The organism is Frateuria sp. GZRe12 (assembly GCF_051900535.1).
GTDB lineage: Bacteria > Pseudomonadota > Gammaproteobacteria > Xanthomonadales > Rhodanobacteraceae > Frateuria_A.
Window position 1 is genome coordinate 109,495 of the sequence record NZ_JBHZGI010000008.1, and the last position, 21,585, is coordinate 131,079.

At 64.9% G+C, this 21,585-nt stretch carries 15 protein-coding genes; 8 read left to right on the forward strand and 7 right to left on the reverse strand.

Going from position 1 to position 21,585, the window contains the following annotated elements; translation table 11 throughout:
- Positions 1-522: 522 nt before the first annotated feature.
- A complete protein-coding gene (locus tag ACFWZ4_RS15830) occupies positions 523-1,515 on the reverse strand; it encodes a LysR substrate-binding domain-containing protein (RefSeq protein WP_439705627.1) in 993 nt (330 codons plus the stop codon).
- Between the two features lie 280 nt (positions 1,516-1,795).
- Between ACFWZ4_RS15830 and cysG the strand changes: the two genes are divergently transcribed.
- Together cysG and cysK are read left to right on the forward strand one after the other, a co-directional pair.
- Positions 1,796-3,280 carry a siroheme synthase CysG gene (gene cysG, locus ACFWZ4_RS15835; protein ID WP_439705643.1) on the forward strand — a complete coding sequence of 495 codons (1,485 nt, stop codon included), beginning with the start codon at positions 1,796-1,798 and terminating at the stop codon, positions 3,278-3,280.
- A gap of 47 nt (positions 3,281-3,327) precedes the next feature.
- Positions 3,328-4,308: a cysteine synthase A gene (cysK, locus tag ACFWZ4_RS15840; protein WP_439705628.1), complete on the forward strand. Its 981-nt coding sequence runs from the start codon at positions 3,328-3,330 to the stop codon at positions 4,306-4,308.
- Between the two features lie 299 nt (positions 4,309-4,607).
- On the opposite strand, the gene ACFWZ4_RS15845 is transcribed toward cysK, so the two are convergent.
- The gene (locus tag ACFWZ4_RS15845) at positions 4,608-5,003 is read right to left on the reverse strand and encodes a winged helix-turn-helix transcriptional regulator (RefSeq protein ID WP_439705629.1); all 396 of its coding nucleotides are present in this window, start codon (positions 5,001-5,003) and stop codon (positions 4,608-4,610) included.
- 136 nt (positions 5,004-5,139) lie between these two features.
- Here ACFWZ4_RS15845 and gstA point away from each other — a divergent pair, with 136 nt between their 5' ends.
- Positions 5,140-5,766: a glutathione transferase GstA gene (gene gstA / locus ACFWZ4_RS15850; RefSeq protein ID WP_439705630.1), complete on the forward strand. Its 627-nt coding sequence runs from the start codon at positions 5,140-5,142 to the stop codon at positions 5,764-5,766.
- Positions 5,767-5,853: 87 nt separating this feature from the next.
- Here the strand turns inward: gstA and ACFWZ4_RS15855 are convergent, their stop codons facing one another.
- Entirely contained in the window at positions 5,854-8,040 is a 2,187-nt protein-coding gene (locus ACFWZ4_RS15855; protein WP_439705631.1) for a choice-of-anchor tandem repeat GloVer-containing protein, read from the reverse strand.
- A 216-nt stretch (positions 8,041-8,256) separates the two neighbouring features.
- The gene (gene purB, locus ACFWZ4_RS15860; protein ID WP_439705632.1) at positions 8,257-9,624 is read right to left on the reverse strand and encodes an adenylosuccinate lyase; all 1,368 of its coding nucleotides are present in this window, start codon (positions 9,622-9,624) and stop codon (positions 8,257-8,259) included.
- Positions 9,625-9,773: 149 nt separating this feature from the next.
- Between purB and ACFWZ4_RS15865 the strand changes: the two genes are divergently transcribed.
- Positions 9,774-11,156 carry a class II fumarate hydratase gene (locus tag ACFWZ4_RS15865; protein WP_439705633.1) on the forward strand — a complete coding sequence of 461 codons (1,383 nt, stop codon included), beginning with the start codon at positions 9,774-9,776 and terminating at the stop codon, positions 11,154-11,156.
- Between the two features lie 111 nt (positions 11,157-11,267).
- Here ACFWZ4_RS15865 and ACFWZ4_RS15870 read toward each other — a convergent pair whose 3' ends face one another.
- The 3 genes from ACFWZ4_RS15870 to ACFWZ4_RS15880 form a co-directional block, all read right to left on the reverse strand.
- Complete coding sequence (locus ACFWZ4_RS15870) at positions 11,268-12,353, reverse strand: TolB family protein (RefSeq protein ID WP_439705634.1); 1,086 nt, start codon at positions 12,351-12,353, stop codon at positions 11,268-11,270.
- A gap of 151 nt (positions 12,354-12,504) precedes the next feature.
- On the reverse strand, positions 12,505-13,575 hold the full coding sequence (locus ACFWZ4_RS15875; protein WP_439705635.1) for a hypothetical protein: 1,071 nt from the start codon (positions 13,573-13,575) through the stop codon (positions 12,505-12,507).
- Between the two features lie 368 nt (positions 13,576-13,943).
- Positions 13,944-15,248, reverse strand: a complete 1,305-nt coding sequence (locus ACFWZ4_RS15880) for a hypothetical protein (protein ID WP_439705636.1) — start codon at positions 15,246-15,248, stop codon at positions 13,944-13,946.
- 151 nt (positions 15,249-15,399) lie between these two features.
- Here ACFWZ4_RS15880 and hutU point away from each other — a divergent pair, with 151 nt between their 5' ends.
- The 4 genes from hutU (at position 15,400) to ACFWZ4_RS15900 (ending at position 21,433) form a co-directional block, all read left to right on the forward strand.
- Positions 15,400-17,070 carry a urocanate hydratase gene (gene hutU / locus ACFWZ4_RS15885; RefSeq protein ID WP_439705637.1) on the forward strand — a complete coding sequence of 557 codons (1,671 nt, stop codon included), beginning with the start codon at positions 15,400-15,402 and terminating at the stop codon, positions 17,068-17,070.
- Between the two features lie 188 nt (positions 17,071-17,258).
- Positions 17,259-18,617 (forward strand): hypothetical protein, encoded by a 1,359-nt coding sequence (locus ACFWZ4_RS15890; RefSeq protein ID WP_439705638.1) that lies wholly within the window; start codon positions 17,259-17,261, stop codon positions 18,615-18,617.
- A 131-nt stretch (positions 18,618-18,748) separates the two neighbouring features.
- Positions 18,749-20,143, forward strand: a complete 1,395-nt coding sequence (locus ACFWZ4_RS15895) for a phospholipase D family protein (protein WP_439705639.1) — start codon at positions 18,749-18,751, stop codon at positions 20,141-20,143.
- A gap of 150 nt (positions 20,144-20,293) precedes the next feature.
- Positions 20,294-21,433, forward strand: coding sequence for a hypothetical protein (locus tag ACFWZ4_RS15900; RefSeq protein WP_439705640.1), 1,140 nt, complete (start codon positions 20,294-20,296; stop codon positions 21,431-21,433).
- Positions 21,434-21,585 lie beyond the last annotated feature (152 nt).

Below are 21,585 nucleotides of genomic sequence, written 5' to 3' on the forward strand. Positions count from 1 at the left end.
GCGGGGCTCGGGTGACTCTCTCGCTCAGCGAGCGCTCGCCATTGCTTGAAATAGGGCTCGCGATCACCAAACGGAAGAACGGTTTCCTTCGTAGCCTATCCATTCCGCTGATCTGTAGACCGTTCGGGCGTCAGAACACCGACCGCTCTTGACCGGCAAGTCGGTAGCAGCTCCATGCCGCCGCAAACCCTCCCTTGCCCCAACTCCCGAGCGCCCGCGGTAAAGCGGCGGCAGCTCCTCTAAGAGCAAGAGACCCACCCATCAAGGCGAGGTGGCACCTAGCTCTTATCCCTCACCGGGCTTAGCAGGCCGTTTCTTTTGGTTACTTTTCTTTGGGCCAGCAAAGAAAAGTGACTCGAGCGCCGGCAGGCGATCGAAAGCCCGCCGCAGGCGAGCCCAGTCGCCGCAGATCCCCGCAAGAACGACATGCAAGAAAGTGCTCTTGTGGATGCACCCACGAGCCACGGCCGCTCACCCCAACCCTCTCCCGCAAGGGAGCAGCAGCATAGGGCAGCCGCCGCCTCAGGCAGCGTCCGGAAGCGCCACTGCCCGCTCGCGCCAGTGCGGCGCCTGCGGCCATTCGCCCGACACCTCGTCGCCGGCCAGCACGCGCACCACGTCCCGCCGGTCGAGATGCGGCGCGAACCGCCCGATGAACTCCAGCACGAATTCGCGCACCACCGCCTCCCGCCGCAACACGATCCACGTCGTGCATTGCGGGAACAGGTGGTCGGCCGGCAGCACGCGCAGGTCCGCGTCGGCGGCAAGCATCGCCATCTCCGCCAGCACGCCGATGCCCAGCCCCGCGCGTACGTAGGTCTTGATCAGATCCGCGTCGCCGGCGGTCATCGCGATCTGCGGCACCAGGCCGGCGGTTTCGAATACCCGCCGCAGCGAAGACTCCGGCTTGACCGAGGAGTCGTAGCTGATCAGCGGCTCGGCGGCGAGTTCGGCCAGCGTGGGCGGCAGGGCGCGCCTCGCCAGGGCGTGGCCCGTCGGCGCGACGACCACGCGATGCCATCGGTAGGCGGGCAGGGCGATGCCGATGGATGGCGGCGCACCGGCCGTGCTGATGACGGCCATGTCCACCCGGCCGCTTTCGAGCTGGGCCAGCACGTCGGCATCCTGGCCCGGCTGCAGGTGCACGCTCACCTGCGGGTAGGCGTGGTTAAGCGCCGCGATCGAGGCGGGCAGGGCGAAGCGCGCCTGGGTGTGGGTGGTGGCGATGCGCAGTTCGCCGTGCGCCTCGTTGCGCAGGTTCGCGGCGATCGAGCGGATATTGGCCGCCTCGGCCAGGATCACCCGCGCGCGTTCGAGCACCTGGCGGCCGGCGTGGGTAACCGCATCGAGGCTCTTGCCCTTGCGCACGAACAGCATGAAGCCGAGTTCGTCCTCGAGCTGCTTGAGCTGCTTGCTGAGGCCGGGCTGGGTCGCGTGCACGCGTTCGGCAGCGAGGGTGATGTTGAGCCCGGCGTCGGCGATCGCGACCAGGCAGCGGAGTTGGACGAGGGTCATGGCGGGTTATCCGTGTTCGATCGGCAGGGGCGGTAAATGCGCACGAATCACGGGATACATCGCCCCGGCCTGTGTCGGGCTTGGTCGTCGTGATCGCGTGTTGGCTGCCGTTCGATGAACATATTTGGACGTCTATACGTCCAATGGTGTGCCGTGTCAAGGAAATGTGGCCGGCGCCGCGGTCGACATGCCGTGAAGGCATATGCGGTCGGCCACAAATCATTTGTCGCCTCCGGAGCGCCCGCCTAGCGTGGTCGGACTTTCCACGCAGGGCGTCCCATTGAAGCTCTATCCGCTGTTTGCCGACCTTTCGCACCGCGCGGTCCTGGTGGTCGGTGGGGGCGCCGTGGCCGAGCGCAAGGTGGCTGCCTTGCTGGAGGCCGGCGCGCGGGTGACGGTCAATGCGCCCGAGCTGACACCGCTGCTGCGTCGGTGGGTGGAGCAGGGCAGTCTCGCCCATCGGCCGGAGCCCTTCCGCGAGACCTGGCTCGATCGCGTCTGGCTGGTCGTCGCGGCCACGTCCGATCGGGCAACCAACGATGTGATCGCGGAACTGGCGGGGCTGCGGCGGTTGTTCGTCAACGTCGTGGACGATGCGCAGCTGTCCAGCTTCCACGTGCCCGCCGTGATCGACCGCGCGCCACTGACCATCGCCATTTCCAGCGGCGGCCAGGCGCCGATGCTGGCGCGCCTGCTGCGCGAGCGGCTGGAGAGCCTGCTGGATCATTCGCTGGGCGCGCTGGCCACGCTGGCGGCGCGGCTGCGTCCGCGCATCCGCCTGCGCTTCACGCAACCGGCCGCGCGACGGCGCTTCTACGAAACGCTGTTCTCCGGGCCGGTGGCGACCTTGCTGCGACAGGGGCGCGAGGCCGAGGCGCGCCAAGCGGCGGAGAACGCACTGGCCGACGAGGAGAACGCGGTCGTGGGTTCGGTGGTGCTGGTCGGCGCCGGTCCCGGCGATCTTGGCCTGCTGACCCTGCGCGGCCTGCGCGCGCTCAACGAGGCGGACGTGATCCTGCACGACCGCCTGGTCAGCGCTGACGTCCTGGCGCTGGCACGGCGCGATGCCGAGCGCATCGAGGTCGGCAAGCAGGCAGGCTGCCACCACGTCATCCAGCGACAGATCCACGCGTTGATGCTCGAACACGCCCGCGAGGGCCGCCGCGTCGTGCGACTCAAGGGCGGCGACCCGTTCGTGTTCGGGCGCGGTGGCGAGGAGCTCGAGTTCCTGCGCGCCCACGGCATCCCCTACGAGGTGGTTCCGGGCATCACCGCGGCGCTCGCCTGCGCCGCCTACGCCGGCGTGCCGCTGACCCACCGCGACCACGCCCAGTCGGTGCGCCTGCTCACCGCTCACTGCCAGGTTTCGCACGACGCGCTGGACTGGGCCGCACTGGCGCAGGAGAAGCAGACGCTGGCCGTCTACATGGGAGTCGGCGAGCTCGCCACCCTGCAGTCGCGGCTGCTCGAGCACGGCCGCGAGCCAACCACTGCATTCGCCCTGGTGGAAAACGGTTCGCGTGCCGACCAGCGCGTCGTCACCGGCACGCTGGCCCAGCTCGCCGAGCGCGCCATGGCCCATGCGGTCCGTTCACCTGCGCTGCTGATACTCGGCGAGGTCGCCACGCTGGCGGGCTCGCTGGCGTGGTTCGGCGCGCCTCCGCTGGGAGCGCGCATCGACGACATCGGTGGGGCGGGCACGGCGGCCCGCGCTCGCCAACCGGCACGCCAGGACGGCGTGCTCGCCGCGCTCCACCAGGCATGAATCCATCGCCGGCGCATCCGCCGGTACCTCTTAGGGAGTCCGTACCCATGATCTACGACAGCATCCTGGACACCATCGGCAACACGCCGATCGTCAAGCTGCACCGGCTCGCGCCAAAAAACGTCGAGCTCTACGTGAAGGTGGAAGCCTTCAATCCGGCCGGCTCGGTGAAGGATCGCCTGGCGCTGGCGATCATCCTGGATGCCGAGCAGCGCGGCACGCTCAAGCCCGGCCAGACCGTCATCGAGGCGACCTCCGGCAACACCGGCGTGGCGCTGGCGGCGGTGTGCGCCGCGCGCGGCTATCCGTTCGTGGCGGTGATGACCGAGACCTTCTCGATCGAGCGACGCAAGCTGATCCGCGCCTATGGCGGCAAGGTCCTGTTGACCCCCGCTGCCGCGCGCGGCACCGGCATGGTGGAGAAGGCCGCCGAGCTGGCGAAGAAGTACGGCTGGTTCCTCGCCAGCCAGTTCGAGAACCCGGCCAACCCGGCGTACCACCGAAGCACGACCGCGGCCGAGATCCTGCGCGACTTCGCCGGACGCCGGCTCGATTACTTCGTGACCGGCTGGGGCACTGGCGGCACGCTGACCGGCGTCGGCGAAGTGCTCAAGGTCGCGCGGCCGGAAGTGAAGATCATCGCCAGCGAGCCGGCTGGAGCCGCTTTGCTGTCGGGCAAGGAATGGCAGCCGCACAAGATCCAGGGCTGGACGCCCGACTTCGTCCCCGGCGTGCTCAATCGCAAGGTAGTCGACGAGATCTTGCCGGTGGACGACACGCTCGCCCGCGACACCTCGCGCAAGCTGGCGGAGCAGGAGGGCATCTTCGTGGGCCTGTCTTCCGGCGCGACGCTGGCGGCTGCGTTGCAGGCGGCCAAGGACGCGCCGGAGGGCTCGGTGCTGCTGGCGATGTTGCCGGACACCGGCGAGCGGTACCTGTCCACCTTCCTGTTCGAGGGCGTCAACGAAGGCTCGGATGAAGTGGAGACGGCAGGTTCTTCGCTGGCCGCAAAGGCCACGGCCGCCTGAGGCCGGATCGGCGCAGCGAAGTCACCTGACGCGCGCGTTTGCCTGAACTCTCTCTCGGAGGAGAGAAAACTGGAAACGCTGCCGTGCTGTTTGCTTGAACCCTCGCCCCTCCGGGGAGAGGGCAGGGTGAGGGGCCGGGCTCGCCCGACCGGTTGCACATGCGGGAACAGCGGATCAGGGCTCGGCAGGAAGTGAGTTGCCCGCGAGAGCCGCCCCCTCACCCCAACCCTCTCCCCGGAGGGGAGCTTGAACGCCCCGTGTTTGCTTGAGCCCTCTCCCGGAGGGGAGAAGCAGCCCAGTCAGGCAGCGCGGCGGCTCCGTGTCCGGGCGCCGCCGCTGCGTGCTCCCGATTCCCACTGGTCGATCAACTTGCGCCCCACGTGCGCCAGCGCCTCGATCGCCGGCAGCAGTTCGCGCCCCAGTGGCGTGAGCGCGTATTCGGCCGACGGCGGCGAGGTATCGAGCACGCGCCTGGTCACCAGCCCGCGCGATTCCAGTTCGCGCAGCCGCGCGCTCAGCACGCGCGCGGAGATGCGCGGGATGTCGTGGCGCAGTTCGCCAAAGCGGCGCGGTTCGGCGCTCAGGTACCAGATCACGTTGGGCGCCCATGCCCCGCGCAGCAGCGTCAGGCTCTCGGTCAGCGGACACGCCGGCGGCGGCGCGACGACTTTGCTCTTGCGTACGGGCAGGCCCATGAGGGTGTCTCGGTAACCGTGGGGATACCACATTCTGGCACTAATCCACGGTTAGGTGGTATCCAACAGTAACTTCATGCGGCTAGGATGCGCGGCACGTCCAAGGACGTCCCACCCCCACAACGGAGAGTCATCCATGAAGCTCTACTACATGCCCGGCGCCTGCTCGCTTTCCCCGCACATCGTCGCGCGCGAGGCCGGCATCGATGTTCAGCTGGTGAAGGTCGACGGCAAGACCAAGCGCACCGAGGACGGCGCAGACTTCCTGGCGATCAACCCCAAGGGCTACGTTCCCGCGCTGGAACTGGACGACGGCCAGCTGCTGACCGAAGGCCCGGCGATCGTGCAGTACCTGGCCGACCTCAAGCCCGCCTCGGGCCTGGCGCCCGCCACCGGCACGCTGGCGCGCTACCGCCTGCAGGAAGTGCTGGGCTACATCAACTCCGAGATCCACAAGTCCTACAGCCCGCTGTTCAAGCCCGACACGCCCGAGGCCACGCGGCAGGAGCGCAAGGACTACCTGCGCAAGCGCTATGCGTTGCTGGAGAGCGCGTTGGCGACGCACCCGTGGCTGCTCGGCGAGCGCTTCACCGCGGCCGATGCCTACCTGTTCACCGTGACCAACTGGGCACGCCACGTGGATCTGGACCTGTCCGACTTCCCGGCGATCCAGGCGTTCCAGCACCGCATGCTCGAGCGGCCGGCGGTGCAGGCAGCGATGGATGAGGAAGGCCTCGCGCGGCGGGCGACGGCCGCTGCCTGACAGGCAACAGGGCAAACGCGCTTCGTGATTGCATCGGACCCCTCTCCCGGGGGGAGGGGGGTTCGATGATCGCCGCCGCTGTCCTGTCTACGGGCTTGTTCTGGAGGACGGCAGCGCACTGTTGAGGATGGCCTGCCCGGCCGGGACGGTGATCCCGGAACCGGATGCCGCGAAGGTACAGCTCGTTCCGATCGGGCAGTGGCCCTGATCGGTCCACGCCTGCGCGTCGGAGCCGTCGGACCAGAGCAGGTCGACCAAGCCGTCGCCGTTGTAGTCGGCGGTGGCGGCGACCGAATAGCCGTCCAATTCCGCGGGCCTGCCGAAGGCCTGCCTCGAGCTGACCGAGGCGCCATTCATGAGCCAGTAGCCCCATTGGGTACCGTCGCTCGTCGCCCACACCAGATCGTCGCGTCCGTCGCCGTCGACGTCGCCACGGCCCGCCAGCCGCCAGCCGGCGGGGTAGGTGCCGAGGTACTTGGAGGTGAACCCGACGCCCGTGCCGAGCCATGTGTAGAGGTCGCGCTTGCTGCTGGTCCACAGGATGTCCAGCTTGCCGTTGCCATCCAGGTCAGCCAGCACCGCGGGGTAGTAGCCCGGGTTGATCCTGATGATGCGGGAGCCGGTCCGCCTGGCGCCGTTCATCAGCCAATAGGCGAACTGGCGGCTGCCCGCGTTGAGCCAGATGAGGTCGTCCTTGCCGTCGGCATCCACGTCCCCCGCGCCGACGAGTTTCCATCCGCTCGGATAGGTTCCCAGGTAAACCGGTTCGAAGTCCCTCTCCCCGCCGAACCACACGTAAAGGTCCTTCTGCGAGCTGGTCCACACGACGTCAGCCAGGCCATCGCCGTTCAGATCCCCGCTCGCCACGGGATAGTAGCCATCGGCCGCCGGGACCGAGCTGGCCGCCCCGTCGATCCCGGCGGTGCCCAGTAGTCCCGGCCCGCTGGTGATGACGGAGGACCGACCGGTGCCGTTCACATCGTCCTGGACCGGGACGACCAACTGGAAAATGGCGCCCTGTCCCGTGGGTCCCTGGTCGACTACGCCATAGAACGTCCGCGGCTTGCCCTGGATCAGTGAGCGCGCCCCGGTGCCTTCCGTCGCGGCAGTGCCGAACGTGTGGAGCACGGAGTACGTGCCGGAGGGTGTCACCCTGAAGAGTGTCCCGTTGGCCGTCGACGCCGAGCCGCCCGCGCGGGTCATGCCATAGATGTTGCCGTCCGAACCGGCGACCAGGGAATTGGGGGAGTATCCCATCGACTTGGTGGATGCCGTCTTGCCGAAGTCGTGCAACATGGTGAAGTGGCCCGAAGCCGTCTCGACCCGGAACACCGTCCCCCCGCCCAGCGGGCCGCCGGTCAACGCCGAGCCGTACAAATTCCCGTGGCTGTCCACCACCAGTTGGTCGATCACCTGGCCGTCAGCCGCCGGGTCCATCGTGTAGAGCACGCTGCCGACGCCGTCGCGGGTCACCTTGTAGATCACGTCGCCGTTGGCCGGTACCGATTCCCCGGGCGGAATCACGCCCTTGGCCAGGCTGACGTACATGCACCCGTCCGTACCGAGGACGAAGTTCGTCGGGGCGTTCATGAAGGAGAACACATTGGTGACGACGCCACCCAGGCTCATGCGGAAAAGGTTGGCGTTGCTAATGAGCGTGTCGCCCGCCCAGGTGCCGCCGAGCGCCAGCCCATACACGTCGCCATCGCTCCCCAGGGCGATGCTCTGGGGATTGGTCACGTCGCCATGCTCGCGGTAGAAGCGGTGCACGACGTGGGATGCGCCCGTGATGGACTGAACGAAGGCGACGCCTTGCGGGTCGCCCTGGGTGGCGTCGGTGTTGTATCCGCCGCGGTTGGACACGGACACGAACGTGCCGTCGGGCAACATCGCAAGCGGCGTGAAGTTGTTCGAAGGCAGGGCGGGGGCGGCTTCCCAGCCGTAGATCGAGAAATCACCGCCGAAGTCCCACATCGAATCGGCCTCGCCGGTGGGCCGTATGCCGAACACACCGCCCTGGCCGGAGTACCCGCCGGCGGTGGAGAAACCGAAGATGTAGCCGTTTTGGCCCTGGACGATCGCCTGCGGTCGCCGCTGCCCGGTCGGCAGGACCGACGCCTGCTTGAAGGTCGCATGGAGGCTGTAGTGCGATGTTGCGGAGAAGGCGCTGCCGGACATCGCCAACCCGCCAACCGCCAGCATCAGCAGCGTGCGTGCCGGCCATGCGCCCCGTGACTTGCCCTGGGCCAAAGCCCCCGATCGTTGTGCGGACATCCTTTTTCTCCCCAATCCAGGTAGCGCGTTGCGCGCTTTACCGTCGGCGGAGTGTCCTGCAATGAGCGGTCGTCGGCCAGTACTTCATCCGGCCGGGCGTCGGAGGTGCCTTTCCATTGTCGGGGTCATCGGGCCGCGGAACGGCGGCCCGCGGCCAGGGCGCATGGCAACCAGGACTCCTCGGCCCTGGTCGCGGCGAGAGGCAAGGCTTGCCGATCAGACTTCCCGCGCCAACCCCTCGGCCAACCCGACATACCCGCCCGGCGTCAGTTCCAGCAGCCGCTGCTTCGCCTCGCCCGGCAGCGCCAGCCCTTCGATGAAGGTACGCATCGATTCCCGCGTGATCCCCTGGCCACGCGTCAGCGCCTTCAACTGCTCGTAGGGCTCCGGCAGTCCATAGCGGCGCATGACCGTCTGCACCGCCTCGGCCAGCACTTCCCAGCTCGCGTCCAGGTCGGCGGCGAGCCGCTCGGCGTTGACGGTCAGCTTGCCCAGCCCCTTCTGCAGCGATTCGAGCGCCACCAGCGTGTGGCCGAACGCCGTGCCCAGTGCGCGCAGCACGGTCGAGTCGGTGAGGTCGCGCTGCCAGCGGCTGATCGGCAGCTTCTCGGCGAAATGCCCCAGCAGCGCATTGGCCAGCCCGAAGTTGCCCTCGGCATTTTCGAAGTCGATCGGGTTGACCTTGTGCGGCATCGTCGAGGAGCCGACCTCGCCGGCCTTCAACGACTGCTTGAAGTAACCCAGCGAGATGTAGCCCCAGATGTCGCGCGCCAGGTCGATCAGGATGATGTTCGCGCGCCGCACCGCGTCGCAGTACTCGGCCACGCCGTCGTGCGGTTCGATCTGCGTGGTGTAGGCGTTGTAGTCCAGCCCCAGGCTCTCGACGAAGCGCCGCGAGAACGCGCGCCAGTCCAGCTCGGGATAGGTGATCGCATGGGCGTTGTAGTTGCCCACCGCGCCGTTGATCTTGCCGGGGATCTCCAAGCCCGCCAGCTGCGCGCGCTGGCGCTGCAGGCGCGCCACCACGTTGGCCAGCTCCTTGCCCAGCGTGCTCGGCGAGGCGGTCTGGCCGTGCGTGCGCGAGAGCATCGGCAGGCTCGCGTTGGCGTGCGCCATTTCGCGCAGGCGGGCGATGATGCGGTCGAACATCGGCAGCAGCACGCCTTCGCGCGCATCGCGCAGCATCAGCGCGTAGGAGAGGTTGTTGATGTCCTCGCTGGTGCAGGCGAAATGCACGAACTCCTTGGCCTGGGCCAGCGCCGGGTCGGCGCCGATGCGTTCCTTGATGAAATACTCGATCGCCTTGACGTCGTGGTTGGTGGTCGCCTCGATCGTCTTCACGCGCTCGCCGTCGGTCACGCTGAAATCGCTGGCGATGGCGCGCAGCTGGTCGACCTGGGCGCCGGAGAAGGGCGGCAGTTCGACGATGGCCCCTTCGGCGGCCAGCGCCAGCAGCCATTCGATTTCCACCTGCACACGCCGGTGCATCAAACCGAATTCGCTGAAGATCGGGCGCAGCGACTCGACTTTGCCGGCGTAACGGCCATCCAGCGGCGACAGGGCGGTAAGGGCGTGGGTGGACATCGGGCAGGTTCCGGCAAGGGAAACGCGGCATTTTACATCCCGCCGGACGCCACGCCGCACCGGCAGGCGCGGCGTCTTGCTCCATGTCATTGCCATCGGGCCGACAGGGGCGCATCTATAGTCCTTTCGACGACGCACAGGAACCCGCCATGGCCGACTTCCGCACCGAACACGACAGCATGGGCGAACTCAAGGTCCCCGCCGATGCGCTCTACGGCGCGCAGACCCAGCGCGCGATCGACAACTTCCCGATCTCCGGCCTCGCGCTGCCGCGCGAGTTCATCCGGGCGCTGGGCCTGATCAAGGTCGCGGCTGCCGCCGCCAACCTGGCGGGGGGGCACCTGAAGAAAGGGCAGGCGGCGGCGATCCGCAAGGCCGCGCTGGCGGTGGCCGAAGGGCGGTACGACGCCCAGTTCCCGATCGACGTGTTCCAGACCGGCTCGGGCACCAGCACCAACATGAACGCCAACGAGGTGATCGCCCACCTCGCCGCGCAGGGCGGCGCGAAGGTCCACCCCAACGACCACGTCAATTACGGCCAGAGCTCCAACGACGTCATCCCCACGGCGATCCACGTCAGCGCCACCCTGGCCACCAGCGAGCGCCTGCTGCCCGCGCTGAAGCACTTGAAGAAGACCATCGACAAGCGCGCCCGCGAACTGAGGAACGTGCCCAAAACCGGCCGCACCCACCTGATGGACGCGATGCCGGTGACCTTCGGCCAGGAACTGTCCGGCTGGTCGGCGCAGATCGGTTCGGCCATCGAGCGCATCGAGGACGCGCTCAAGCGCATGCGCCGCCTGCCGCAGGGCGGCACCGCCGTGGGTACCGGCATCAACGCCGATCCAAGGTTCGGCCCGGCAGTGGCGCGCGAGCTGAAGACGCTGACCGGCGTGCGCTTCGAGTCGGCAGAGAACTTCTTCGAAGGCATGGCCTCGCAGGACGCGGCGGTCGAGCTTTCCGGTGCGCTGAAGACGCTGGCGGTGGCGCTGATGAAGATCGCCAACGACCTGCGCTGGATGAACTCCGGTCCCCTTGCCGGCCTGGGCGAAATCGAACTGCCCGCGCTGCAGCCGGGCTCCTCGATCATGCCCGGCAAGGTCAACCCCGTGATCCCGGAAGCCACCGCCATGGTCGCAGCCCAGGTCATCGGCAACGATGCGGCGATTACCATCGGCGGCCAGTCCGGCAACTTCCAGCTCAACGTGATGTTGCCGATGATCGCCTACAACCTGCTGCAGTCGATCGACATCCTGGGCAACGTCACCCGCCTGCTCGCCGACAAGGCCATTGCCGGCTTCAAGGTCAACCGCGAGCGGGTGAACCAGGCGCTGGCGATGAACCCGATCCTGGTCACCGCGCTCAACCCGGTGATCGGCTACGAGAAGGGCGCCGCCACCGCCAAACAGGCCTACAAGGAGAAGCGCCCGATCATGGACGTGGCGCTGGAAACCACCGGTCTTTCGAAGGACGAGCTCAAGAAGCTGCTCGATCCCACCGCGCTCACCCGCGGCGGCATCCACGGCGACTAGCTGCGCTCGAAGGTGAGCCGCTCAGCCAAGGACCAGCGCCGGCGGGCGGCCGCGGGGCACATGCGTCACCCCGGAGAAGGGGCGGCCGCGCGGCCGCCCCGTCGAACGGTTTCAAGGATGGAACCACGCGTGCTTGTCCGCGGTGCCGTTGGTGACGTTCCTCCGCGTGTTATTACGCAGGTCGATGATCTGCAGCCAGCGGTCGTCGCCCACCTGGTCCACCAGCAGTCGCGTGCTGTCCCACGACCAGTCCGCGATCGCCGTATAGGTGAGCACGTCCGGGCTCGCGTTGGTCAACACGCGCAGATGACTCCCGTCGGGGTGCACCACGTACACGTTCGTGTAGTACGGGGAGTGATTCGTTTCGGTCTTGAGGAAGGCGACCTTTCTGCCATCCGGTGAGTACAGCGGGTCGAAGCCGCTGCTTGGGAGTGGCGTGAGCGTATTGGTTGCGAAGTCCAGCACCTGCAAGGGATTGCCGCTGTACACCCCATGCTGGTTGTCCGGTGCGATGGTCAGGTCGCGTTCGTACGAGTTGTCGAACACGTGCGCGGCGAGCTTGACGGCGTATCCGGTGGAAACGTTGACCCGGTAGACCGTCGAAAACCACGTGATGGGTTCCAGCCCACCCTCATCGCCCGAGGCCTCGATCAGGACGCCGTTGCCGCTGGGAGTCCATCGGAACAGGTTGAGCGGGTAACTCCTTCCCTGTCCGGACTCCCTCGGTGGGCAGAAGACGATGTGCTCCTGCGTGCCATCGCCGTGGACGGTGCCGAGGCAATTCCCGCTGACAAAGGCGATGATGCCGTTCGGTCCCCACAAGGGTTTGGTGTGAGGGCGGTCGCCAGTGGTGAGCTTGCGCGGCGAGCTTCCTTGCCGATTGGCCACGTACAACTGTGAGCCGTAGTACGGGCTGGTCTGGGCGCCGGCCTCCACCTCGTACACGACCGACGATCCGGCGGGCGACCAACTGGCGCCATAGATGTCAGCGCCATAGGTCACCGGGACCAGCACGGCCAGATCTTGCCCGGAAGGCTTCACGCGATAGAGCTGGGTGCCATGGGCGCCATCGATCGCCCGGTTGATCGTGCGCGTGAAGAGGATCGAAGCGGTGGAGCTCTGCGCGAAGGCAGCAGACGCGCTCAGGGCAGTGAGCAGGAGTGCGCAGATGGAGCCGGCAAGCTTGTTGGTTTTCATGGAGTGATACTCCCTGACGGTAGTCCCCCTGATTCGGGATCGCGCGGTCGGGACCCACCTGCACACGCAGGCGCCCCTGATTCGGCTCGATCGTTACGGGTGTTCCGGCAAAGCGGTTTGGGGCGACCGCGGGGCCACCCCTTGGGGCGGCTTACGGATGGAACCAGGCGTGCTCGTCCGCGACGCCGTTGGTGACGTTCCTGGACGTCTTGTTGCGCAGGTCGATCATCCGCACCCACTGGTTGTTGCCGACCTGGTTGAACAACAGGCGCGTGCCATCGGGCGACCAGTCGGAAATCGAATTGTTGTAGACGTCGGGATTCGTGGTCTGGGCAGGCGCCCGGTGAACGTTGGTTCCATCGGCCCGCATGACGTAGATGCGCGACGTCTTGATATCGGTTTCGTAGCGGAGAAACGCGATCTTTGCGCCATCTGGTGAGTAGACCGGATTTGCGCCATCGGTCGAGAGCGGCGTCAGCGTGTTGGTCGTCAAGTTGATGGCTTGCATCGTCGGACCGCCGCCGTACACGCCATGTACCCCGTCAGGCGAGATCGCCAGGTCCCTTTCGCCTCCGTCGAACACCTGCGAGGTGAGCTTGACAGCCGCGCCGGTGGAAACGTTGACCCGGTAGATCTCCGAATACCACTTTTCCGGTTCGAGCCCCCCTTCGTTCGCTTCGGCGGTCAGCAGAACGCCGTTCCCGCTTGTTGTCCATCGCAACACCTTCACCCCGATGCTCCATGACTCGCCCGGCACGCCGACCGGGCAGAACACGATGTGCTGGTCGGTGCCATCGCCGCGGACGGTCGCGAGACACTGGCCATGGCCTTTGCGGGTGACGAAGGCAATGACGCCCTTGGGTCCCCACAAGGGGTGGGAGTGCTCGCCGTCCCCTGTGGTGAGCTGGCGCGGCGTTCCGCCCTGCCGATTGACCACGTAGAGCTGCCAGCCGCTGTAGCCTGCCTCGAACACGACGGAACTGCCGCCCGGCGACCAACTGGGGTTCAGGATGTCCACCCCGTAGGTGACGGGCACCAGTGTCGTCAGGTCCTGGCCCGACGGCTGCACGCGGTAGAGCTGGCTCCCATGGGCGCCATCGAAGCGGTAAATCGGCCGGGTGACGAGGATCGAGGCGGTGGAGGTCTGCGCAGCAGCGGTTGTCGCGCCCAGGGCAGTGAGCAGGAGTGCACAGATGGAGCCGGCAAGCTTGTTGTTTTTCATGGGTGATGCTCCCTTGCGGTAGTCCCCCTGATTTCGGCTCGTGCGGTCTGTCCGGCCCGCTCGGATGCGGGCTCCCCTGTTGGGCTCGATCGCCACGGGTGTTCTGGCGGCGCGGAATAATGCTTCAGTTTTCGTGAGCGTTTTGCGTACGTTCATGTTGAGTTCGCTGTCTCGACAGCTTTTCGCCACACGCAGGCCGGCCGGCGGGAGGCGTGGCCCCCGAACCGGATGGGCAAATCGTGGTGTGCCGGGAGATCTGCCGGCTCGCTGGCGCGCATCACGCGCGGCGGTAGACCGCCGTCACGCGAAGCTTTCGATGACAGCGATCGCCATGGCAGGAGCGGCCGACGGCCACCCGGGGGCGGCGCTCATCGACCCTGGGCGATCGTGCGATCACCCTTGCGCTCGCCCGGCGCCAACTGCCAGCCCGGTGCAAGCTTCATCGTCCAGCCCTGGCCGCGCAGCGTGTCGCTGGTCGTGTCGCTCGCGGGCGCCGCCACGGTCAGCAGCGTCCAGTCCGGGTCCATCAACGCGCCGCCATCGACCTCGATCGATCCCCAGTCATCGATCACCTGCATGGTCGGGTAGACCGTCCCCGCATCCCCGAGCGGCATCAGGTTGCTCGGGTTGAACTGCACCTTCATATGCTTGAGCGGCAGCTTCAGCACCGGCCCGGTCACCAGTTGCGCCGTGTACTTCGCTGCCTGCCGTGCCCGTGCCGCGGCCCGCGCGCGTTCGCTGGCGAGCAGGGCAGGGCCGTCGTAGCGCGCGGCCAGCTTCGCCACATCCGGCTTGGCCGCCATGTCGACATGCAATGCCTCGGCCAGCATGCCCGCGGGTGATCCGCCCTTGACGATCGCCTTGCGCCAGCCGGGCCGGTAGCGGTCCAGCAGCATCCCGTACGCCGGCCCGCTCGGGTACGCGAACGAGCGCGCGAAGGTCGCATCGTTCTTCGGATGCCAGGTGAGGTCCCAGTGCGCCATCGCGACCTGTTCGGCCGGCGTGCGATTGCCGACCATCACGCCGGTGTACTCGGCCAGGCCTTCGTTGCGTTCGAGCGCGGTCTCGGCCTGCTCGGCCTCGGGAAACTTCTGGTAGCGCGCGGCGCGGAAGGCCAGCGCATCGGCGGCCCGCGCCCGGCGTTCCGCATCGGTCTTGGCCGCCAGGGCGGCATCCAGCGCGCGCCACTCCAGTTGCACCGTGTAGCGGCCTTCCAGCGTGTCCATGTGCGGGCTGTCGCGACCGTCCAGGGGCAGCCCCAGGCTGGCCTGGATCCGGTGGAACGCTTCGTGCGCCATCACCGTGTGACGCTGCGCCGGGTCTTCCTTGAGCGGCCACAGCATCTCGGTCCAGCGCACGCCGGCCCACGGCACCGCGGTATTGGCGATGGCCTGGTCCGCCGGCAACTGGCCCACGTAGACGCCGCCTTCGGCGCGGAGCCGACCCTCGGCATCCGCCTGGTTGGCCACCACCCGGCGCGTGACCGGGTCCACCAGCAGCGTGGGGCCGCACAGCGACTTGCCCCACAGGCGGCCGGCGTCCGCGTGGCAAAGCTGCGCGGCTTCCTGGAGATAGCGGCCGGCGAGGGCGGGATCGATGGCCGGCGCATCGGCACCTATCGCAAAGGGCGCCAGCACCAGCACCAACGAGGGCAGAGCGGAACGAAGCAACATGCGCGTCTCCCGGGCAAAAACGATCGGCAGCCTGCCGGCCGAGTCTAGCGCCGCGCCCGCCTCGCACCCCCTGCCGGCGGTCACCCCTTCGACCGGAAAGCCAGCCGCCACCCGCTGGCTATACTCGACCATCTGCCTCAAGGAGCCGGCCATGAACGCCCCCACCCGCATCGACACCACCCGCACCATCCGCGCCCCGCGCGGCAGCGAGCTGACCTGCAAGAGCTGGCTCACCGAGGCGCCGTACCGGATGATCCAGAACAACCTCGACCCCGAGGTGGCGGAAAACCCGGCGGAGCTGGTGGTCTACGGCGGCATCGGTCGCGCCGCGCGCAACTGGGAATGCTTCGACGCCATCCTGCGCTCCCTGCGCGAGCTCAACGACGACGAAACCTTGCTGGTGCAGTCCGGCAAGCCGGTCGGCGTGTTCCCGACCCACCCGGACGCCCCGCGCGTGCTCATCGCCAACTCCAACCTGGTGCCGGCCTGGGCCAACTGGGAGCACTTCAACGAGCTCGATAAGAAGGGCCTGATGATGTACGGCCAGATGACGGCCGGCAGCTGGATCTACATCGGCTCGCAGGGCATCGTGCAGGGCACCTACGAGACCTTCGTGGAGATGGGCCGCCAGCACTACCACGGCAGCCTCAAGGGCAAGTGGATCCTCACCGCGGGCTTAGGGGGCATGGGCGGCGCGCAGCCGCTGGCCGCGAGCCTGGCCGGCGCCTGCTCGCTCACCATCGAATGCCAGCAGAGCCGCATCGACTTCCGCCTGAAGACCCGCTACGTCGACGAGCAGGCCACCGACCTGGACGACGCGCTGGCGCGCATCGAGAAGTACACGAAAGCCGGCGAAGCCAAATCCATCGCGCTGCTCGGCAACGCCGCCGAAGTGCTGCCCGAGCTGGTGCGCCGCGGCATGCGCCCCGACGCCGTCACCGACCAGACCAGCGCGCACGACCCAGTCAACGGCTACCTGCCGCTCGGCTGGACGGTGGAGGAGTGGTTCGAGCGCCGCAAGAGCGACCCCAACGGCACCCGCGACGCCGCCAAGCGCTCGATGAAGCAGCACGTGGAAGCCATGCTCGCTTTCCACGAGAAGGGCATCCCCACCTTCGACTACGGCAACAACATCCGGCAGATGGCCAAGGATGAGGGCTGCGAGAACGCCTTTGCCTTTCCGGGGTTCGTGCCTGCCTTCGTGCGGCCGCTGTTCTGCCGCGGCATCGGGCCGTTCCGCTGGGTGGCGCTCTCGGGGGATCCGGAGGACATCTACAAGACCGACCAGAAGGTCAAGGAACTGATCCCCGACGATGAGCACCTGCACAACTGGCTGGACATGGCCGAGCAGCGCATCAGCTTCCAGGGGTTACCGGCGCGGATCTGCTGGGTGGGGCTGGGGCAGCGGCACAAGCTGGGGTTGGCGTTCAATGAGATGGTGCGGAAGGGGGAGTTGAAGGCGCCGGTAGTTATTGGGCGGGATCATCTGGATTCGGGCTCGGTCGCCAGCCCGAATCGGGAGACCGAGGCGATGAAGGATGGGAGTGATGCGGTGTCGGATTGGCCGTTGCTCAATGCATTGTTGAACGTGGCGGGCGGGGCGACTTGGGTGTCGCTGCATCACGGCGGCGGCGTGGGGATGGGTTACAGCCAGCACTCGGGCGTGGTGATCGTGTGTGATGGCAGCGAGGCGGCGGATAAGCGAATTGCGCGGGTGCTTTGGAATGACCCGGGGACCGGGGTGATGCGGCATGCGGATGCGGGGTATGACATCGCGGTCGAGTGCGCGAGGGAACAGCACTTGAAGCTACCGATGATCTGAGGCCAAGAAGAAAGGGCGGGGCGAAGCACTTGCCTTTCTTTTTTTATGAGCATCGTGGTTGCGCGTGATCCAACCAACGGGGAGTAGCGAGGCGTATCGTGAGCTTCTGACCGGGTTTAATCGCTGGCCTTTTCGCGCTCATCGGATATATGCGCTATGGGGCATAAATAAGGACGGATATGGCTCGAGTGAACAAAGATGTTGTATTCGAGGCTCTGAACGAGTGGATTTGCGATAACTATTCTTGCGATATTCGCTATATGGCATTGGGGTCGCGTAGCTCGGCGCGCGTACTGTCGGCATCTATAACCTTCTACCCCGTCGCCCCGCAAAAGACGCATAAACACACGGCTAGTGTAGGCGAATTTCACTTTGGTTTCGTGCAGAGAAAACGGATGAAGAGAGAATTTTTAATACAGATTCTCTCGGACGCGTTAAACGGGGCAATTAACGTCCCCGGCGAGAGAGTCGTCGCCCGACTTCCCGGCATGATATATATTCACCCCCTCGCTCAGCGCAACGATCAGCTTTGGTTCCAAGAACTGCGGCACGTCGTGCAAGGAGCTATGAGCAATAATCGTCCGCGTTTTGGTCGGGCTTTGGACAACGGTCTACGAATTCTAAAGACGCCCTTTGATGGGCTGCAAGACGTGATTTCATGGCTAGGGCTCACTGATCCAAGAGAGCAGGATTGGAACCCCCGCATTTCTGTCGCCGTGCTACCGCCAGCCGATCTGTTGCTAGAGGAGTGTGTACTCGGAAGCGACAAGCTTTCGCTCTCGGTTATCGCTCACTCTTCTGTGGAAAGAGATGCACTCAGCGTGATGGTTCGCGTCTCGCCCGGCCTTGACTTAGTGGGCTCAAGAATACAGGTCGCCCCTGACCTTATCTGGAAAAAACACACGCACGGTGCCTGGAAAGGCAAAGCTACAATTGCAGTTCCGAACGCCGACGCCGCGCTTGTGGTGCTGATGACGGGGTCCGATTTTATACGGCGCCATTGGTTTGTGGATTCGGCCAAGTCGCGCAATACGCGCTTCGTTGGAATGCAGTTGTATGATCGTGAGCTCAAGCAGTTAAGGAGGTATCTGTCGACTCCGCTTGAGAAGGATAGTGCTAAGTTCGAGCAGGCGGTGGCGTGTGCGCTATTCCTGAAGGGCTATAGCTCTACTTTGCCAGTCGAGACGGATGCGCCAGATATTTTAGCTGTAACGCCCGGAGGGCAAATTATTATTGTTGAGTGCACCGTTCGGGTGTCCGATGTGCACGCAAAAATGGGTAAGCTGGTCGATCGCAGGCTTGCCTTAAAGCAGTCACTAGACGCCTCGGGTCATCCCCGAAATGTCATTAGTGTACTTGTTTGCTCGTTGCCTAGGGACAATATAGCCGCGACGGATGAAGAGTTTCGCGCTAAGGGTATTATGCTGGTCGCGCACGAAGATATTCTTAGGCAGTTAGATTCTCTTCACTTTTTAGCGGACCCAGACCAGGAGTTGAACGATGCGAAGGCAGCCATTTTTGGTCAACACTCGTCTGAGTCTTCCTAAGTAAAAACAGGGGTCAGAGTGCACGTTTAAAGTTGACTCTGACCCCAATTTTCGAGCCTCCAATCGGCCTGAGCCACGGTTGACCAGCTCAAGGCGATGGCAACTTGAACCTTGTATTGAAAGGATGCTGCATGGACTTGATTGCTCGGCCGATGCCTTTGCCAAAGCCACCCGATTTGCCAGAAGACTATACAGTTAAGAAGCTAATTAATTCACATTCGGCATGCATTGAAGATTGCTTGGAGGTTAAGGCCGCAATAGCTTACGGGTCCCGCGACAACATGGTCCTGTTAAAAGACTGCCTACGAATGGGAAAGGCGCTCGAGTTTTACGGGCGCTACGATGGAACTTGCCCAGTCGATCCAGTGATTCTCCGCTGGTTTCTAGATTGTAAATCCCCGAATATTCAATATAGAGCTGTGCCCAAATGGTTGCATTCAAAAGTCATTTGGTGGGTCGGAGAGGGTGCTTATATCGGCTCTGCGAATTTGACCGACAGGGCGTGGTTTGCCAATTTCGAGTCCGGCGTTTTTCTCACGGACACTGAGCTGGAACATTTTGGCTTAGTTGATGAGTTGACTGCGTTCTTTAGTGGCCTGCGCAGGAACTCACAGCCCCTTTCTGAGGAGCTCTATCGGGCCCAGCTTGTCCTTTTTAAGCGCCGGAGTGAAGGTGAAGAGCTACTTCGGAAGGTCCAAGAGGAATTTGAACTGGCGGACAGCTTTGTAAGAGGGGCGCCAAATCCGATCGCTGCGGTATCAATTAAGGATGACGCTGCGCGCTATGGGCGTTTTGCAGCCGAGTGGAACGAGACGCTGCAGCACATGCGTAATATTGCGGATAGGGTTTCCCTCGCCGAGAATCGGCCCGAATGGATAGATGAAGGCGTACCAAAGGGCGTTCAGGCGGACCAGTTCTTGCATGCATACTACTACCAGTGTGTACGTCCCGGATCTGAGAAGAACGCGCACGAGCGCTTTTTCGATCGCCATCGGAACGACCCGGAGCGCGCGCTCTCAGAGGCACTAATTTGGTGGCGAAAATCGGGCTTCCCGCATTCGCACGAGCAGCGAACCATTTACGATTGGGCCCCCACAATCTATAAGCTCTTCGCCGAGGACAAAATCCTCGCGCTTAATGAAGAAGAATGGGTGGCTGCAGCAACTCGAGTTCACGCGTTGGGCGATCACGCATCTAAGATGCCGAACCAATTGCTAGGCCTGCCGAACACCCAGCAGGACGCCGACTTTAAAACCCGCACGTTCGCCAAGTGGCTATGGAGCCAGCGCACAGCATCCGGAAGATCTCCTCTTGAAGTGCTGCACTATCTCGTATGGGGGTCAGGAGAGCTTACTCAAAGACTATGGGCGTGCTGCAATGATCCCGGCTGGAAACTGCCTCATGTTCGCGTGAGTACTCTTGGAGAGATTGTTGGCTGGGCTAATCCCTTGGTGTACCCCCCAAGAAACATGCGCACGAGCAAAGGCCTGCGGGCCCTGGGTATTGATGTAGACGTAAATTTATGAGCGAGAAAACTGGGGTCGAAAACTGGGGTCAGAGTGCACTTTTTAAAGTCGACTCTGACCGCCGTTTTTTTGAATAGGAGCTTGATCATGGCGCAGGGAAGACGTTGGCAGTCGAGGCTCGCTTGGGTAGGGGCGAGTCTGATTTGTCTGGTGAGCTGCGTCTGGGCGGACTCCTGGGAGCTACCCACGCCACACACGTATCTGTCGTCCGACAAGAGCTGGCGCTTCACGGTTACCCCGCGTCCGATCGTCAGTCAGCTGGCTTACTTCGAGGATCAGATCTCCCATCGTGCGCGTCCCGGCGCGCGGCCGGGAAACGTCCAGAAGCAGGCACAGGGTTATCTGGAACATCGAGATCACGGGCGGTGGCGCGCGGTTTGGAACGCGCCGCTTGTGAATGACGTTGCTCCCGCGAGTGCGATCGTGTCGTCGGCAGGTCGGGTAGTGACCTTCGACAATTGGGGCAGCATGGGGTATGGCGACGACGCCATAGTGATCTATGACGTTCGTGGCAAGCCGATGCGGGCGTTGGGGCTCGAGGATTTCCTGCCAAAGACGTACATCGAGGCCTTGCCTACCAGCGTCAGCTCCATCTGGTGGGGCGGCGTGCATCATTTTTCTGAAGACGGTCGCCGGCTGTTGCTGAGCGTCGTGGTGCCCACTATGGGTCAAGGGATCGCCAGCGATGATGCCCAGCATGTCGAGCTGCCTTTCGACATGGCCAGTGGCAAGGCGTTGCCTCCGGATCCACAGGCCTGGGCGCGAGCCCTGCGCAGCGCCCGCGAGGTCGCGGCCGGATTGCGGGCCTCGCGCGCCCGGTGGGAAGCCGCATTCCTCGCGCCGCTTCGCGCGCCGAACAGTGACGAGGATAAAGACTGGTCCGGTTATCTGGTGGAGGCATTTTTTCGTCTGGACCCAGGCTGGGAGGACGATTACCCGGGGACGACAGTCCTGCGGGTTCCGCAACGGAAGGACTATCAGGCGTCCGTTGGCTTTCTCCGGGAAGCGCTGCATGACGAGGCAAGTCAGACCGGCGTCCTGATGTTCGCCTCACCGTCGCAGGATAACCTTGTTCACGTACTCGGCAGAGAGGCCGCTACCGTGCCGCGCGGCTGGCTGAAGAACGCCCGGGTGTACGTCGTGGTTGACGATGCGCACACCGCTGCAGTGGCGAAAGCACTGGCGTCGACAGGTGCGACCTATATCCAGATTGATCCGGGCACGCCGATCCCGCAGCGAAAGGCCCGCCTTGATGCTTACATGAAAAATAAGGGGAGCAGGAACAACTGACTCTGCCGCGAAAAAGGGGACGGAGTGAGCCACCCCCGCTTTCTCGGACGGTCTAATTAAGCACCTTCAGCCAGTCTCTCGAAGGCCTCGGGTGAGCGATAGCCAAGGCTGCTGTGCAGCCTTTGGCGGTTATAGAAGCCCTCGATGTAGCG

What these genes read in the sequence shown, in the direction of transcription:
- ACFWZ4_RS15830 (WP_439705627.1), bottom strand. Translation starts at nt 1,515, where the DNA reads ATGACCCTCGTCCAACTCCGCTGCCTGGTCGCGATCGCCGACGCCGGG.
- cysK (WP_439705628.1), top strand. Translation starts at nt 3,328, where the DNA reads ATGATCTACGACAGCATCCTGGACACCATCGGCAACACGCCGATCGTC.
- ACFWZ4_RS15845 (WP_439705629.1), bottom strand. Translation starts at nt 5,003, where the DNA reads ATGGGCCTGCCCGTACGCAAGAGCAAAGTCGTCGCGCCGCCGCCGGCG.
- gstA (WP_439705630.1), top strand. Translation starts at nt 5,140, where the DNA reads ATGAAGCTCTACTACATGCCCGGCGCCTGCTCGCTTTCCCCGCACATC.
- ACFWZ4_RS15855 (WP_439705631.1), bottom strand. Translation starts at nt 8,040, where the DNA reads ATGTCCGCACAACGATCGGGGGCTTTGGCCCAGGGCAAGTCACGGGGC.
- purB (WP_439705632.1), bottom strand. Translation starts at nt 9,624, where the DNA reads ATGTCCACCCACGCCCTTACCGCCCTGTCGCCGCTGGATGGCCGTTAC.
- ACFWZ4_RS15865 (WP_439705633.1), top strand. Translation starts at nt 9,774, where the DNA reads ATGGCCGACTTCCGCACCGAACACGACAGCATGGGCGAACTCAAGGTC.
- ACFWZ4_RS15870 (WP_439705634.1), bottom strand. Translation starts at nt 12,353, where the DNA reads ATGAAAACCAACAAGCTTGCCGGCTCCATCTGCGCACTCCTGCTCACT.
- ACFWZ4_RS15875 (WP_439705635.1), bottom strand. Translation starts at nt 13,575, where the DNA reads ATGAAAAACAACAAGCTTGCCGGCTCCATCTGTGCACTCCTGCTCACT.
- ACFWZ4_RS15880 (WP_439705636.1), bottom strand. Translation starts at nt 15,248, where the DNA reads ATGTTGCTTCGTTCCGCTCTGCCCTCGTTGGTGCTGGTGCTGGCGCCC.
- hutU (WP_439705637.1), top strand. Translation starts at nt 15,400, where the DNA reads ATGAACGCCCCCACCCGCATCGACACCACCCGCACCATCCGCGCCCCG.
- ACFWZ4_RS15895 (WP_439705639.1), top strand. Translation starts at nt 18,749, where the DNA reads ATGGACTTGATTGCTCGGCCGATGCCTTTGCCAAAGCCACCCGATTTG.